The 13,079-nt window shown below is 67.2% G+C and carries 10 protein-coding genes and 1 pseudogene; 1 reads left to right on the forward strand and 10 read right to left on the reverse strand.

From position 1 onward, the window contains the following. Nucleotides 1-194: 194 nt before the first annotated feature. Nucleotides 195-1,550 (reverse strand): polyhydroxyalkanoate depolymerase, encoded by a 1,356-nt coding sequence (gene phaZ / locus ABE473_RS18300; RefSeq protein ID WP_176989975.1) that lies wholly within the window; start codon nucleotides 1,548-1,550, stop codon nucleotides 195-197. A gap of 57 nt (nucleotides 1,551-1,607) precedes the next feature. After that, nucleotides 1,608-2,204, reverse strand: coding sequence for a class I SAM-dependent methyltransferase (locus ABE473_RS18305; RefSeq protein ID WP_346490480.1), 597 nt, complete (start codon nucleotides 2,202-2,204; stop codon nucleotides 1,608-1,610). A 161-nt stretch (nucleotides 2,205-2,365) separates the two neighbouring features. On the opposite strand from ABE473_RS18305, the gene ABE473_RS18310 reads away from it, so the two are divergent. Then, nucleotides 2,366-2,821 (forward strand): CopD family protein, encoded by a 456-nt coding sequence (locus ABE473_RS18310; protein ID WP_176989973.1) that lies wholly within the window; start codon nucleotides 2,366-2,368, stop codon nucleotides 2,819-2,821. Nucleotides 2,822-2,873: 52 nt separating this feature from the next. On the opposite strand, the gene ABE473_RS18315 is transcribed toward ABE473_RS18310, so the two are convergent. The 8 genes and pseudogenes from ABE473_RS18315 to lpxD form a co-directional block, all read right to left on the reverse strand. Continuing rightward, a complete protein-coding gene (locus ABE473_RS18315; protein WP_088434036.1) occupies nucleotides 2,874-3,833 on the reverse strand; it encodes an acetyl-CoA carboxylase carboxyltransferase subunit alpha in 960 nt (319 codons plus the stop codon). 113 nt (nucleotides 3,834-3,946) lie between these two features. After that, nucleotides 3,947-4,819 (reverse strand): hypothetical protein, encoded by an 873-nt coding sequence (locus tag ABE473_RS18320; protein ID WP_176989971.1) that lies wholly within the window; start codon nucleotides 4,817-4,819, stop codon nucleotides 3,947-3,949. Between the two features lie 33 nt (nucleotides 4,820-4,852). Then, nucleotides 4,853-8,434 (reverse strand): DNA polymerase III subunit alpha, encoded by a 3,582-nt coding sequence (gene dnaE, locus ABE473_RS18325; RefSeq protein ID WP_346490481.1) that lies wholly within the window; start codon nucleotides 8,432-8,434, stop codon nucleotides 4,853-4,855. Nucleotides 8,435-8,596: 162 nt separating this feature from the next. After that, a complete protein-coding gene (locus ABE473_RS18330; protein WP_346490482.1) occupies nucleotides 8,597-9,259 on the reverse strand; it encodes a ribonuclease HII in 663 nt (220 codons plus the stop codon). Next, nucleotides 9,256-10,428, reverse strand: a pseudogene (lpxB, locus tag ABE473_RS18335) (lipid-A-disaccharide synthase); the annotation flags it as partial. The gene ABE473_RS18330 and the pseudogene lpxB, both read right to left, overlap by 4 nt. Before the next feature lie 104 nt (nucleotides 10,429-10,532). After that, the gene (lpxA, locus tag ABE473_RS18340) at nucleotides 10,533-11,324 is read right to left on the reverse strand and encodes an acyl-ACP--UDP-N-acetylglucosamine O-acyltransferase (RefSeq protein WP_346490483.1); all 792 of its coding nucleotides are present in this window, start codon (nucleotides 11,322-11,324) and stop codon (nucleotides 10,533-10,535) included. Nucleotides 11,325-11,343: 19 nt separating this feature from the next. Beyond that, a complete protein-coding gene (fabZ, locus tag ABE473_RS18345; protein ID WP_179459384.1) occupies nucleotides 11,344-11,799 on the reverse strand; it encodes a 3-hydroxyacyl-ACP dehydratase FabZ in 456 nt (151 codons plus the stop codon). After that, a complete protein-coding gene (gene lpxD, locus ABE473_RS18350) occupies nucleotides 11,796-12,818 on the reverse strand; it encodes a UDP-3-O-(3-hydroxymyristoyl)glucosamine N-acyltransferase (RefSeq protein WP_121041474.1) in 1,023 nt (340 codons plus the stop codon). Before lpxD ends, fabZ begins: the two co-directional genes overlap by 4 nt. Nucleotides 12,819-13,079: the final 261 nt, after the last annotated feature.

Consider the following 13,079-nt stretch of genomic DNA (forward strand, 5'->3'; position numbering starts at 1 on the left):
GGTGGTCCCCTCCGGGCGCGGCACAACCGTCGGAGCCGGTCGGCCGGGCCGCGGGCGGGCTCCCCAGGCGGCTGTTTTAAAGCCCCGCGGGCCCGCGGCCGGCACTACCCACAGCGTGCCCCCCGGAGTCGGGCGGCGTTCGTCAAGCGTTCTACCGGCGCTGCAGGTACCGACCGTTGGTCGGTACGGATCGCTCAGCCCGCTTTACGGCGCAGCGGCGTGACGTTGCTCGCGATCTTCGCGGCCTTCTTCGGCTTGCTGGCCACGGTCTGCGCATGGGCGGCGAAGAAATCGCGCACCTTCGGGTAGACCGTTTCGCGCCAGCGGCGGCCACTGAAAATACCGTAGTGGCCGGCGCCTTCGACGATGAAATGTTCGCGATGCGCGGCCGGGATGCCGGTGCACAGTGCCTGCGCGGCTTCGGTCTGGCCCAGGCCGGCGATGTCGTCCAGCTCGCCTTCGATGCTCAGCAGCGCAGTGCCGGTGATCGCGGTGGGATCCACGCGTTCACCCTGCACGTACCACTCGCCGCGCGGCAGCAGGAACTCCTGGAAAACCACGCGGATGGTGTCGAGGTAGTACTTGGCCGGCATGTCGAGCACGGCGTTGTACTCGTCGTAGAAACGACGGTGCGCGTCGGCATCTTCCATGTCGCCCTTGACCAGGTCGGCATAGAAATCCCAGTGCGAACTGAAATGGCGGCTCGGGTTCATCGACAGGAATCCCGCATGCTGCAGGAAGCCCGGATACACACGGCGGCCGGCACCCGGGAAGGTGGCCGGTACGGTGTGGATCACGTTGTTCTCGAACCACGACATCGGGTTCTGCGTGGCCAGGTTGTTGACCGCGGTCGGGCTGCAGCGCGCATCGATCGGGCCACCCATCATCACCAGCGAACGCGGCGTGGTTTCGCCCCGGCTGGCCATCAGCGAGACGGCGGCAAGCACCGGCACGGTCGGCTGGCAGACGCTGACCACATGCAGCTTCTCCGCACCGAGGTGACGGATGAATTCCTGCACATAGGCGATGTAATCATCCAGCCCGAACTCGCCTTCGCTGCCGGGCACCATGCGCGCATCGACCCAGTCGGTCACGTACACGCGGTGGTCGCGCAGCAGGGTGCGCACGGTATCGCGCAGCAGCGTGGCGTGGTGACCGGACAACGGCGCCACCACCAGCACGAACGGCTGGTTGAGCATGGTGTGCAGCTGGTCGGCTTCATTGCTGTGGCGCTTGAAGCGCAGCAGTTTGCAGAACGGCTTGCTGATCTCTTCGTGGACGACGATCGGCACGCGCTCGCCCTCGACGTCGATTTCGTTGATGCCCCACTCGGGCTTCTCGTAATCCTTGCCGATGCGGTGGAACAGCTCGTTCACAGCGGCCAGGCGATCCGCGCCGGGCATCTGTGACCACCAGTGACCTTGATTGGCGAAGAACTTCGCGTTGGCCTGGGCCTGGTGCACCCACGGGGCGAGCAGGTTGCGGGTCAACTCATGCAGCTGATATAGCATGACGTCCAATATGTATGGTCTTATGTTGCCGCGCAGCATAGCGCACCCGTCGCGCGGGCGCGTTAATGCGGCGCCTGTCTCAATTGTTATGGAGACTCAGGGTGCGCCGCGTTCCAGCGCGGCCGCATGGCCGGCCAGTGCCGGGGACAGCCAGCAGTGCGAGCCCAACGCGGTGAAGCCGACGCGCTTGAGCTGGCTGCGGTACCAGCGGGCCTGGCGCGCCTGGAAGCCCTCGTGGTCGCCGTCGAAGTCGTCCTCGGCGGTGAACGCCTCCAGGAAGGCAACGCCGGCGGTCAGTTCGGCGAAGCCCTCCAGTGCCGGGCGCAGCTCGCGGCTGGGCACGTAGTGCATCACGTCCGAGCAGATCAGCAGATCGACCGGCGCGCACGGGCGCAGCCACGCGAAATCGCCGACCCTGGCCGGGTGCAGGTTGCGGCTGCGGCCGTAGCGGTGGACCGCGTAATCGCTGCTGTCGAACCCCAGGTATTGCACGCGCGGCCGCAGCTTGAGCAGCGGGGCACGCCAGGCACCTTCGCCGCAGCCGATATCGAGCACGCTGCGGATCGGCCGTTCCAGGTAGTACTCGGCACTGGCCACCGCGAGCGCCACCTTGCGCGCGAGGCGCGCGGCGCCACCGGTCTGGTCAGGCTGGTACCAGCGCTGGAAGTAGGCGGCGTCGTAGGTCTTGTCCATGGAGGTTGTGCACGTGGGTGGAAGCGGCGCCTATCGTACGGCGTGACGCGCGTGGATGCGTCGTTGGGGTGTGGCGATGGGTCGCGTCAGCCACCCGTGGGGTGTCTCTACCGGGCGTGCGAGAATGGCGGCCAACCTACGCCAGCCGCGGGAGCAAGCGCATGCAGAGTTACTACTGGGTCAAAACCTTCCATCTGCTGTTCGTGGTGGCGTGGATGGCGGCGGTGTTCTACCTGCCGCGGATCCTGGTCAACCTCAGCGAGACCGCCGGGCAGCTGCCGGTGACCGAGCGGCTGCAGTTGATGGGCCTGCGCCTGTACCGGTTCGGCCACATGATGTTCGGCCTCGCGCTGATCCTGGGCCTGGTGCTGTGGCTGGGCTACCGCGTGATTCCGGATTTCCCCACCATGGTCGCGCCCGGGGCGGCGGGCTGGCTGCATGCCAAGCTCGGCCTGGTGGTGCTGCTGCTGGTGTACTACTCGTGGACCGGGCGGCTGCTGAAAGGCGCGGTCAAGGGCAGGGTGCTGCCGTCCTCGCGCGCGCTGCGCTGGTTCAACGAACTGCCGCTGGTGCTGTTCATTGGCGTGGTCTGGCTGGTGATCGCCAAGCCGTTCTGAAAAAAAAGCCGGGCGCTTGCGCGTCCGGCTCTTCGTCTGTGCCGCAGCCTGATCAGGCCACTTCATAGGTCCCGTAGCTGCGCAGGCGCTCGTAACGCTTCTGCAGCAGCTCATCGACAGGCAGCTTCTCCAGCACGTCCAGCTCGTTGAGCAGCACGGCCTTGAGGCGCTTGGCCATCTGGTTGGGATTGCGGTGGGCGCCACCGGTCGGCTCACGCAGGACTTTGTCGACCAGGCCCAGGCTCTTCAGGCGCGGGGCGGTCAGGCCGAGCTGTTCGGCGGCGTCCTTGGCCTTGGCCGGGTCCTTCCACAGGATCGAGGCGCAGCCTTCCGGGCTGATGGTCGAGTACACGCTGTATTCCAGCATCACGGTGCGGTCGCCCACGCCCAGTGCCAGTGCGCCGCCCGAGCCGCCTTCACCGATCACGGTGCAGACCACCGGCACCTTCAGTTCGGCCATTTCCATCAGGTTGCGCGCGATCGCTTCGGACTGGCCGCGCGATTCGGCGTCGATGCCCGGCCAGGCGCCGGCGGTATCGATCAGGGTCAGCACCGGCAGGCCGAAGCGTTCGGCCATCTTCATCAGGCGCAGCGCCTTGCGGTAGCCCTCCGGTTTGGGCATGCCGAAGTTGCGCTTGATCTTTTCCTTGGTGTCGCGGCCCTTCTGATGGCCGATCAGCATCACCGAGCGGCCACCGATGCGGGCCAGGCCGCCGATGATCGCCTTGTCGTCGGCGAAGGCGCGGTCGCCGGCCAGTTCCTGGAACTCATCGCAGATGATGCGGATGTAGTCCTCGGTGTACGGGCGGGACGGATGCCGGGCCAGCTGCAGCACCTGCCAGGAGGTCAGGTTGCGGAAGATCTGCGCGGTGCGCACCCGCAGCTTGTCCTGCAGGGCATGGACCTCGGCCTCGACATTGACCGCAGGTCCGGCGCTGGCGCTGCGCAGTTCCTGGATCTTCGCCTCCAGATCAGCGATGGGTTGCTCGAAGTCGAGGTAGTTCGGATTCATCGGAAACCGTCGTGAAGAAAAGAGGGAAAGTGTAGCCGAATGCGCCGAAAAGCCCCGTACGCCGTCGTCTGGAAACCGACGGTAGCGCAGCGGGGCCAAGGGCGCCAGTCAGGTCAGGGGACGACCAGCGCCGCGCTGCCCATCAGCGTGCTGCGGGTCCGCACGAAGGTGTTGTAGCCCTCGTTGGCCTCCTTGGACAGGCCCGAGCCCAGCGTGGCGGTCGCGGCGGTGAACGCCATCTGGGCCTGGAAGGCCTCCTGCTGGAGCTGCAGCTGCGCATCGGCGGTGGTGGCCTGCAGGTAACGGCTGTACAGCTCGCGCAGTGGGCCGGCATGGGCTTCGAAGGCCGGATCCAGCGCGGGCAGGGCGGTCGGCGCGGCATCCAGTGTGTAGACGGGGGCCATGTAGCCCTTGGGCTGCTGGCGCGCATAAGCGCCCGGCTGGCCCATGCCTGCTTCGACGTAGGCGATGAAATCCGGGGCGGTGAAGATCTTCGCGTTGATCCGGCCGCCGCTGGCGTCCACGTGGGACACGGTCTGGACCTCGGGGAACGGCTCGCGGACGCCGAAGCTCCAGGCCTGGTCGATGAACAGGTCATGCGTGGCCTGGTACGGCCCTTCGAAGGTCACGCCGCCCAGCGCGATCTGGTTCTTCAGGCTGCCGAAGTGCTGCAGCTTGTCCTCGCCGGTGACGTAGATCTCGTTGGCGATCACGTACTCGGCCAGGGTCGGGTTGATCAACCCACCCTTGCCGCTGGCGTAGACGATGAAACGCACGTCGCCCAGCTGTTCGGTCTGCAGATGATGTTCACCCGGCTTGAGCTTGACCGGCCGCGAGGCGTGCGCGGCGATCGGCAGTTCATTGCCATCGATGCGCAGGGTCAGTGGCGTGGCGCCCGGATTGTCGATCTCGAAGGTCTGGGCGGGGCCGGAGCAGCCGGTGATGGCGACGGCTGCACTCAGCAGCACGGCAAAACGCTTGATCAAAACAAAACACCTGTGTTGCAACAGAAAAAAAGATCAGTTCGCCCACGGCGGGCTGTAGCGCACCTTCACCGTGCGTACCGCGGGATCGGCGCGCAGGGCGTCGACCAGTTGGCTGTCCACGCGCACGGCGATCTCGCCGGCGACGTCGAGCATGCCGGCCACCGGGCCCTGCTCCGAGCCGAGCAGCAGGTCCAGGCGCAGCGGCGTGCGGCCCGGGCGATGCCGGTCGAGCAGGGCGTTGATGCGGTTCCACACCGCGCCGTCCTGGCGCAAGTCCACCCGCAGCGACAGGCGCGTGGCGTAGTTCGCGCAGATGTCTTCGTAATCCCAGACCTGGCGGATGCGCAGCGCGTAGCCGCCGTTGAATTCGTCTTCGCGCAGGCCGCCCTTGACCACCAGGATGCGGTCCTTGGTCATCAGGTGGCCGAACTCGGCCAGGCCATCGGTGAAGGCGCTGCATTCGACGCGACCCTTGCCGTCTTCGAGCTGCATGAAGATCTGGCTTTCGCCCTTGCGGCGCACGCCGACCACCAGGCCGGCGAGGATCACCGGGGTTTCCTGGCGCCAGGCGCGCTTCTCACCGTCCTTGCTCGGACGCGCCGGCGGGATCAACTTCTCCAGCTTGCCCAGGTCGGTACCGACCAGTTCCTTGACGTCGTCGGCGTAGGGATCGAACGGATGGCCACTGAGGTAGAAGCCCAGCGTTTCGCGCTCGCCTTCCAGCAGCTGGCCCAGCGCCCACTCCTTGGCTTCGGGCAGCTCCAGCTGCATCGCCGTGCTGACCGGATCGGGCGCGCCGAACAGCGAGTTCTGGCCGGAGGCCTTTTCGCGCGCCATCTGGTCCGTGGCCTTGAGGACCTCGGGCAGCTGCAGCATCAGCGAGGCGCGGTTCTTGCCGAGGCCGTCCATCGCGCCGCAGTTGATCATCGCTTCCAGCGTGCGGCGGTTGAGCTTGCCGGATTCGGCGCGCATGCAGAAATCCAGCAGCGACGCATAACGTCCGCCACGCTGGCGTTCTTCCACGATCGCTTCGCAGGCGCCCTGGCCGACGCCCTTGATCGCGCCCAGGCCGTACACGATGGTGTCGGCGCTGGAGGCTTCGAACATGTACGCCGATTCGTTCACGCGCGGCGGCAGCACGGTCAGGCCGAGGTTGCGCACTTCGGCGAGGAAGCCGACCACCTTGTCGGTGTTGTCCATGTCCGAGGACAGCGTCGCGGCCATGAACTCGGCCGGATAATGGCGCTTGAGCCATGCGGTCTGGTAGCTGACCAGCGCGTAGGCGGCAGCGTGCGACTTGTTGAAGCCGTAGCCGGCGAACTTCTCCATCAGGTCGAAGATCGCGTCGGCCTTGGCTTCGACGACGCCGTCCTTGGCCGCGCCTTCGCGGAAGATCTCGCGGTGCTTGGCCATTTCGGCCGGCACCTTCTTGCCCATCGCACGGCGCAGCAGATCGGCGCCGCCCAGCGAGTAACCGCCGACGATCTGCGCCATCTGCATCACCTGCTCCTGGTACACCATGATGCCGTAGGTGTCTTTCAGGATCGCTTCGGTGCGCGGATCGGGGTAGATGATTTCTTCCTGCCCGTGCTTACGCGCGTTGAAGGAGGGAATCAGGTCCATCGGGCCGGGGCGGTACAGCGACACCAGCGCGATGAGGTCTTCGAAGCGGTCGGGACGCGCGTCTTTCAGCAGGCGGCGCATGCCCGAGGATTCGAACTGGAACACCGCGCCGGTATTGCCGTTGGCGAAGATGTCCTTGTAGGTGGGCACGTCATCCAGCGGCAGCGCGGTGATGTCCACCGGCGGGATGCCGGCGCGCTCATGGCGCTTGTTGATCGCCTTGACCGCCCAGTCGATGATGGTCAGCGTGCGCAGGCCGAGGAAGTCGAACTTCACCAGGCCGATTTCTTCGACGTCGTTCTTGTCGAACTGGGTGACCGGGTTGCGGCCGCGGCCGCCTTCGTCGTGTTCGGCGAACAGCGGGCAGAATTCGGCCAGCGGTTCGGGCGCGATCACCACGCCACCGGCGTGCTTGCCGGCGTTGCGGGTGAGGTCTTCGAGCTGGCGCGCCAGGTCGATCAGGTCGCGGACGTCGTCTTCGTTCTGGTAGCGCTGGATCAGCTCCGGCGAGGCCATTTCCGAATCCTTGCCTTCGCCCATCGCATCCTTGAGCGAAATGCCCAGGATGTTGGGGATCAGCTTGGAAACGCCGTCGACCAGGCCGTACGGGAAGCCCAGCACGCGGCCGGAATCGCGCACCACGGCCTTGGCCGCCATGGTGCCGTAGGTGATGATCTGGCTGACGCGGTCGCGTCCGTATTTACGCGCGACGTAGTCGATGACTTCGTCGCGGCGGTCCATGCAGAAGTCGATGTCGAAGTCGGGCATCGACACGCGTTCGGGGTTGAGGAACCGCTCGAACAGCAGGTTGTACGGGATCGGATCCAGATCGGTGATCTGCAGCGCCCAGGCCACCAGCGAGCCGGCACCGGAACCACGGCCCGGACCGATCGGAATGCCCTGGTTCTTGCCCCACTGGATGAAGTCGGCCACGATCAGGAAGTAACCCGGGAACCCCATCTTGATGATGGTCGCCAGTTCGAATTCGAGGCGCTCGAAATAATCGGCGCGGGTCTTGCCCGGTGCCAGCGGGTTCTTTTCGAGCCGTGCTTCCAGGCCCTTGCGCGATTCGCTGCAGATCCAGCTGTCGAGGGTTTCGTCCTCGGGCACCGGATAGTTGGGCAGGAAGTACGTGCCCAGGCGCATTTCGATGTTGCAGCGTTCGGCCAGCGCGAGCGTGTTGTCGATCGCGTCGGGGATGTCGGCGAACAGCGCGCACATGTCCTCGGCGGACTTGAGGTACTGCTGGTCGCTGTAGTCGCGCGGACGCTTGGGATCGTCCAGCACGCGGCCGGAGGAAATGCAGACGCGCGCTTCGTGCGCGTTGAAGTCTTCCGGCTGCAGGAAGCGCACGTCGTTGCTGGCGATCACCGGCAGGCCGCGCTGGCCGGCGGCCTGCAGGGCGAACTGGTTGAAGGCTTCTTCGCCGTCACGGCCGGTACGGGTCAGCTCCAGGTGCAGGCCATCGCCGAACACGCGCTGCCAGTCGGCGAGCTGTTGCTCGGCCAGGTCGTGGCGGCCGTCGCCGGCGAGGCGGCCGGCGAGGCTGTCACGCCCGGCCAATGCGAACAGGTTGTGGCAACCGGCTTTGAGCCAGTCCGGGTGGACGGCGACGCCGCCTTCGGGGCGGTGGCCTTCCATCCAGGCGCGGGTGAGCAGCCTGGAGAGGCTGAGGTAGCCTTCGCGGTCGCGGCAGAGCAGGGTCATGCGCCAGGGCGTCATGCCTTCTTCGGCGATCATGATGTCGGCGCCCGCGATGGGCTTGATGCCCACGGTCTCGGCGGCCTTGTAGAACTTGACCAGCGCGAACAGGTTGTTGAGGTCCGTCACGGCCAGGGCAGGCAGTTTCAGTTCGACCGCGCGGCTGAGCAGGTTGGCCTGCTTGGCTTTCTTCGGGTCAGCCTGATCCGGCTTCGCCGGGACACGGATGGTCGAATCCGCCAGCGAAAATTCGGTGTGGACGTGGAGATGTACGAAACGGGAAGTGGACATGCCGAACCAATGTGATGCCCGGTCAGGGTAGCCGTGGCGGTGCACGCGAACAAGGCTTGACAGGGGTGTTGCGGGGGCGCGGGCTGGCGGTGGGGTTCAGGTTTCCCGTCGCAGCCGTCATGCGCTGGGGCCGTGCCGGGCTGTGTCCGGCAATGGCATCACTCAGGCCGGAACGCTGCTGCGGTCGGCGTCCAGGCACGCGCGCACGGGGGCGAAGCTGCGGCGGTGCTGGGGGCAGGGGCCGTGGCTGCGCAGGGCCGCGAGGTGGGCGGGGGTGCCGTAGCCCTTGTGCTGGTCGAAGCCGTACTCGGGGTGCGTATCGTGCAGCGACTGCATGAAGCGGTCGCGGCTGACCTTGGCGAGGATCGAGGCGGCCATGATGGCGCGGTCGAGAGCATCGCCGCCGATCAGCGCCTCGGCCGGGCAGGGCAGGCCCTTGGGGACGACGTTGCCGTCGATGCGGGCGAACTGGGCGACGTGGGCGACGCCTTCGACGGCGCGGCGCATGCCGAGCATCGTGGCCTGGTAGATGTTGAGGGCGTCGATTTCGCCGACGTCCACCATCACCACGTGCCAGGCCAGGGCGCGGTCGAGAATCCTGTCGTAGAGCTGGTCGCGGCGGGCGGCGGTGAGCTGCTTGGAGTCGTCCAGGCCGTTGAGGCGCGGGCGGTCGGGGCAGAACACCACGGCGGCGACGGCGACCGGGCCGGCCAGCGGGCCGCGGCCGGCTTCATCGACGCCGGCGACGTAGCGCGGGGCGACGGTGGCCAGGGCAGCGCCGTCGAACAGGGCCAGCGAGGCGGCTGCGGCGTGACGGCGGCTCATGCGGCGCGGTTGCGGTGGGGGCCGCGTTCGAGCAGGTCGGTGACGGCATCGGCGGCACGTGCGGAGGCATCGCGGCGCAGCTGCAGGTGCAGGCGCTCGTAGGTGCCCTGCAGATCGATCACGCGCTGCGGGTGGTCGAACCATTGCAGGATGGCGGCGGCCAGTTTGTCCGGCGTGCAGTCGTGCTGCATCAGTTCCGGGGCAAGGTCCTTGCCGGCCAGGATGTTGGGCAGGGCGAAGCGGTCGACCTTGAGCAGGCCCAGCGCCTTGACGATGCGGTAGGTCAGTTCGGCGACGCGGTAGCCGACCACCATGGGGCGTTTGACCAGCATGGTCTCCAGCGTGGCAGTGCCGGAGGCGAGCACGACCACGTCGGCGGCGATCATCGCGGTACGCGCGTTGCCGTCGAGCAGGTGCGAGTGCGCGACCGGCAGGGCCGAGGCGGAGAGCTGTTCGCTGATCAGCTGGCGGCAGGCGGCGTTGGCGGCCGGGACCACCACGTGCAGGCCGGGGATGCGTTCGGAAACCTGCCAGGCGGCTTCGAAGAACGGTTCGCCGAGCTTGCTGATTTCCCCCAGGCGGCTGCCGGGCAGTACCGCCAGCACCTTCGCGTTGGAGGGCAGGCCGAGCTCGGCACGCGCTTCTTCGCGATCGTTGTGCAGGGGGATGTCATCGGCCATCGGGTGGCCGACGAAGCGGGCATCGACGCCGTGTCTGGCGTAGATCGGCGGTTCCATCGGGAACAGGCACAGCACCAGGTCGGCGCTGGCACCGATCTTCTCGGCACGCTTTTCGCGCCAGGCCCAGACCGAGGGGCTGACGTAGTGGACGGTGCGGATGCCGCGGTCCTTCAGCCAGCGCTCCACGCCGAGGTTGAAGTCGGGTGCGTCGATGCCGATGAACACGTCCGGCTGCCACTCCAGTGCACGCGCGCGGAACTCGCGACGCAGTTTGAGCAGGCGCGGCAGGTGGCGGAGGATTTCGGTCAGCCCCATCACCGCCAGTTCGCTGGCGTCGAACCAGGTCTGGCAGCCGGCGCTGCGCATGGCATCGCCGCCGATGCCGGCGAACTCGGCATTGGGGAAGCGCAGGCGCAGTTCGCGGACCAGGCCGGCACCGAGCAGGTCGCCGGAGGCTTCACCGGCGACCAGGGCGATTCGCACCGGCCGGTCGGAGGTGCGCAGGGCCAGCGTCTGTTCGACGCTGGTCGCCATCGCGGCGAGCGGAATGATCTCGGCGGTCGTGATGCCCGGGGTGTGCCCGCCTGGACCCGTCATCGCAGCAGGGGCCTCTCGGCGCTTTCGATGAAGTCCAGCAGGTCCTTCACGTCGGCGCTGTGGGTGGCCTGTTCGGCCAGCTGGACCTTGGCCTCGGCCAGCGGCAGGCCGGCCACGTACAGGGTGCGGTAGGCGCGCTTGATGCTGGCGATGCGCTCGGCATCGAAGCCGCGGCGCTTGAGGCCTTCGCTGTTGATCCCGCGCGGGCGGCCCAGGGTGTCGCTGCCGACCATGGTGAACGGCGGAACGTCGCCATTGGTCAGTGCACCCATGCCGAGGAAGGCGTGGGCGCCGATGCGGCAGAACTGGTGGGCACCGGCGAAGCCGCTGATGATCACGTAGTCGCCGACGGTGACGTGGCCGGCCAGCGTGGTGTTGTTGGAGAACACGCAGTGGTCGCCGACGTGGCAGTCGTGCGCGACGTGGGTGTAGGCCAGCATCCAGTTGTCGTTGCCGACCGTGGTGATGCCACCGCCACCGGCGGTGCCGCGGTTGATGGTGACGAATTCGCGGATGACGTTGTCATCGCCGATCACCAGTTCGGTGCGCTCGCCTTTGTACTTCTTGTCCTGCGGCTCGCCACCGATCGCGGCATGGCCGATGAAACGATTGTTGCGGCCGATCCGGGTCGGGCCATGGATCGAGCAGTGCGGACCGATCTCGGTGCCGGCACCGATCTCCACATCCGCGCCGATCAGGCAGAACGCACCCACGCGCACATCCGCAGCCAGCGTCGCCGACGGGTCGATGACCGCGGTGGGGTGGATGAGAGGGGCGTTGTCGCTCATTGCAGTTCTCCTGCCTGGATCATTCGCGGGTGCCGGCGCACAGCACTTCGGCGCAGGCGACGATCTCGCCGTCCACCTTGGCCACGCAGTCGTACACCGCCATGTTGCGGATCACGCGCTTGATCTCCACGTGCATCTCCAGCACGTCGCCGGGCACGACCTGCTTGCTGAAGCGGGCCTTGTCGACCTTGACCATGTAGAACAGCTTGGACTGCGCATCGCGGCCCAGGGTGAGCTGGGTCAGCACGCCGCCGGCCTGCGCCATGGCTTCGATGATCAGCACGCCGGGCATGATCGGCTGGCCCGGGAAGTGGCCCTGGAAGAACGGCTCGTTGATGCTGACGTTCTTGGTGGCGACGATCTTCCGGTTCTCGAAATCGAGCGAGATCACCTTGTCCACCAGCAGGAACGGATAGCGGTGCGGGATCAACTGCTGGATCAGGTTGATGTCCGGCAGATTCTGGTTGTTGCTCATTCCTTCTCCTTGCTCACAGACAGGATGCGCCGGGCGAGCGCATCGAGCTGCTTGAAGCGCGCGGCGTTTTTACGCCACGTGCGGTTGTCGGTCAGTGGGGTGCCGGAGGAGTATTCGCCCGGCTCATGAATGGAGTTGCGCACCACCGACTTGCCGGTGATGACGACCTTGTCGCAGATTTCCAGGTGGCCGACGACGCCGACCGCACCGCCGAGCAGGCAGTAGCGGCCGATCTTGGCGCTGCCGGCGATGCCGGTGCAGCCGGCGATGGCCGAGTGGGCGCCGATCTGTACGTTGTGGGCGACCTGCACGAGGTTGTCCAGGCGCACGTCGTTTTCGAGGACGGTATCTTCCAGCGCGCCACGGTCGACGCAGGTGTTGGCGCCGATCTCGCAGTCGTCGCCGATGCGCACGCCGCCGAGCTGGGGCACCTTGATCCAGTGGCCGGCATCCATGGCCAGGCCGAAGCCGTCGGCACCGAGCACGGCGCCCGGATGGATACGCACGCGCTTGCCGAGCTTGACGCGGGTGACCAGGGTTACGCGGGCGATCAGTTCGCAGCCGTTCTCGAGGGTGCAGTCTTCACCGATGATGCTGCCGGGACCGACGATGCAGTTCTCACCGACGACGCTGCGGGCGCCGATGGTCACGAACGGGCCGATGTGGGCGCTGGCGGCGACCTGTGCGTCCGGATCGATGCAGGCGCTGGGGTGGATGCCCGGGGCGCGCGGCGGTGCGATGTCGAACAGGGCGGCAATCTTGGCGAACGTGGTGTACGGGTCCTTGGCGACCAGGGCGGCGCCCGGCGCGGCCTCGGCATCCTCGGCGCGCAGCACGACGATCGCGGCCTGGCTGTCGGCCAGCTGCGCGCGGTAGCGCGGGTTGGCCAGGAAGGTGAGCTGGCCGGGGCCGGCATGGGCGAGCGTAGCCACGCCATGGATGGCAGTGCTGCCATCACCATGGACCTGCAGGCCAAACTGCTCGGCGAGTTGCTGGGCGGTATAGGTAGGAGTGTTCACCGGGGGAGTTTACCGTGTGCTGCCGAAACGGTCATGCGGGGCGGGGGCTTTGGGGTGTCTTGGTCGGTTTGCTGCGGCGTGGCGCTTTGGTTGCTATCGCGCGGGTCCGTGGCGGGCAGCCCGATCCTGGACGCGCCGTAAACCCATCCATGGGGGCTCGTGGGGCGCCACCAGGCGGCCCACCCGTCCGGGTTCGGGCTAACCGCCCCCGCCCCCCCGGGGTCAACACGCGCGCGGCCGGGGAGTGGCGGGCGCGGGGCG

The organism is Stenotrophomonas sp. TWI700 (assembly GCF_039673645.1).
GTDB lineage: Bacteria > Pseudomonadota > Gammaproteobacteria > Xanthomonadales > Xanthomonadaceae > Stenotrophomonas > Stenotrophomonas maltophilia_AA.

Excerpts from the sequence above, each read along its gene's own strand:
- phaZ (WP_176989975.1), bottom strand. The coding sequence starts at position 1,550 with ATGCTGCGCGGCAACATAAGACCATACATATTGGACGTCATGCTATAT.
- ABE473_RS18305 (WP_346490480.1), bottom strand. The coding sequence starts at position 2,204 with ATGGACAAGACCTACGACGCCGCCTACTTCCAGCGCTGGTACCAGCCT.
- ABE473_RS18310 (WP_176989973.1), top strand. The coding sequence starts at position 2,366 with ATGCAGAGTTACTACTGGGTCAAAACCTTCCATCTGCTGTTCGTGGTG.
- ABE473_RS18315 (WP_088434036.1), bottom strand. The coding sequence starts at position 3,833 with ATGAATCCGAACTACCTCGACTTCGAGCAACCCATCGCTGATCTGGAG.
- dnaE (WP_346490481.1), bottom strand. The coding sequence starts at position 8,434 with ATGTCCACTTCCCGTTTCGTACATCTCCACGTCCACACCGAATTTTCG.
- ABE473_RS18330 (WP_346490482.1), bottom strand. The coding sequence starts at position 9,259 with ATGAGCCGCCGTCACGCCGCAGCCGCCTCGCTGGCCCTGTTCGACGGC.
- lpxA (WP_346490483.1), bottom strand. The coding sequence starts at position 11,324 with ATGAGCGACAACGCCCCTCTCATCCACCCCACCGCGGTCATCGACCCG.
- fabZ (WP_179459384.1), bottom strand. The coding sequence starts at position 11,799 with ATGAGCAACAACCAGAATCTGCCGGACATCAACCTGATCCAGCAGTTG.